The sequence below is a fragment of the Blautia sp. HCN-1074 genome (assembly GCF_037890165.1).
In the GTDB taxonomy this organism is placed as follows: Bacteria; Bacillota; Clostridia; order Lachnospirales; family Lachnospiraceae; genus Blautia_A.
Genome location: NZ_JBBKBP010000056.1, coordinates 1 through 1,593 on the forward strand (window position 1 = coordinate 1; position 1,593 = coordinate 1,593).

Below are 1,593 nucleotides of genomic sequence, written 5' to 3' on the forward strand. Positions count from 1 at the left end.
TTATTTGATGGTAAGCGTAATCATGTTGATTATCAGCATTTATGGTATATCTACAACTTGTGCAGATATGTTCTTGACTGTTATCTTAAAATTTTGTATAATAGGAATTGAAGTTAAATTAGATGCTAAAAATTTGTAATTAAGAAGGAGGGATTCGTCATGTTGGTATTCCAAATGCGTAATGTAGATAAAACATCTACTGTTTTGAAACAGACTAAAAACAGTGATTACGCAGATAAATAAATACGTTAGATTAATTCCTACCAGTGACTAATCTTATGACTTTTTAAACAGATAACTAAAATTACAAACAAATCGTTTAACTTCTGTATTTATTTACAGATGTAATCACTTCAGGAGTGATTACATGAACAAAAATATAAAATATTCTCAAAACTTTTTAACGAGTGAAAAAGTACTCAACCAAATAATAAAACAATTGAATTTAAAAGAAACCGATACCGTTTACGAAATTGGAACAGGTAAAGGGCATTTAACGACGAAACTGGCTAAAATAAGTAAACAGGTAACGTCTATTGAATTAGACAGTCATCTATTCAACTTATCGTCAGAAAAATTAAAACTGAATACTCGTGTCACTTTAATTCACCAAGATATTCTACAGTTTCAATTCCCTAACAAACAGAGGTATAAAATTGTTGGGAATATTCCTTACCATTTAAGCACACAAATTATTAAAAAAGTGGTTTTTGAAAGCCGTGCGTCTGACATCTATCTGATTGTTGAAGAAGGATTCTACAAGCGTACCTTGGATATTCACCGAACACTAGGGTTGCTCTTGCACACTCAAGTCTCGATTCAGCAATTGCTTAAGCTGCCAGCGGAATGCTTTCATCCTAAACCAAAAGTAAACAGTGTCTTAATAAAACTTACCCGCCATACCACAGATGTTCCAGATAAATATTGGAAGCTATATACGTACTTTGTTTCAAAATGGGTCAATCGAGAATATCGTCAACTGTTTACTAAAAATCAGTTTCATCAAGCAATGGAACACGCCAAAGTAAACAATTTAAGTACCATTACTTATGAGCAAGTATTGTCTATTTTTAATAGTTATCTATTATTTAACGGGAGGAAATAATTCTATGAGTCGCTTTTTTAAATTTGGAAAGTTACACGTTACTAAAGGGAATGGAGATAAATTATTAGATATACTACTGACAGCTTCCAAGAAGCTAAAGAGGTCCCTAGCGCCTACGGGGAATTTGTATCGATAAGGGGTACAAATTCCCACTAAGCGCTCGGGACCCCTTGTAGGAAAATGTCCTAAGTGTGGCAACAATATTGTATTAAAAAAATCGTTTTATGGTTGTTCAAATTATCCTGAATGTAAGTTTACTTTAGCTGAACATTTTAGAAAGAAAAAACTAACCAAAACGAATGTAAAAGAATTACTGGAGGGAAAAGAAACCCTGGTAAAAGGAATCAAAAACAAAGAGAAAAAGCCCTACAATGCCGTTGTAAAAATTGGGGAAAAGGGATATATTGATTTTATCTCTTTTTCAAAATAAACATAAAAGCCCTTTAAAGAGGGCTTTTATATATTAATCACAAATCACTTATCACAAA

The 1,593-nt window shown here is 32.2% G+C and carries 3 protein-coding genes; all 3 read left to right on the plus strand.

Annotated features, from left to right (window positions below; genetic code table 11):
- The first annotated feature begins 159 nt into the window (after positions 1 to 159).
- The 3 genes from WKT11_RS19700 to WKT11_RS19710 all read left to right on the plus strand — a co-directional run bounded on the left by WKT11_RS19700 (position 160) and on the right by WKT11_RS19710 (position 1,535).
- Positions 160 to 243: a 23S rRNA methyltransferase attenuation leader peptide gene (locus WKT11_RS19700; protein WP_001814874.1), complete on the plus strand. Its 84-nt coding sequence runs from the start codon at positions 160 to 162 to the stop codon at positions 241 to 243.
- Positions 244 to 367: 124 nt separating this feature from the next.
- Positions 368 to 1,105: a 23S rRNA (adenine(2058)-N(6))-methyltransferase Erm(B) gene (erm(B), locus tag WKT11_RS19705; protein WP_008687088.1), complete on the plus strand. Its 738-nt coding sequence runs from the start codon at positions 368 to 370 to the stop codon at positions 1,103 to 1,105.
- Positions 1,106 to 1,250: 145 nt separating this feature from the next.
- A complete protein-coding gene (locus WKT11_RS19710; protein ID WP_002326770.1) occupies positions 1,251 to 1,535 on the plus strand; it encodes a topoisomerase C-terminal repeat-containing protein in 285 nt (94 codons plus the stop codon).
- Positions 1,536 to 1,593 lie beyond the last annotated feature (58 nt).

What these genes read in the sequence shown, in the direction of transcription:
- WKT11_RS19700 (WP_001814874.1), top strand. Translation starts at nt 160, where the DNA reads ATGTTGGTATTCCAAATGCGTAATGTAGATAAAACATCTACTGTTTTG.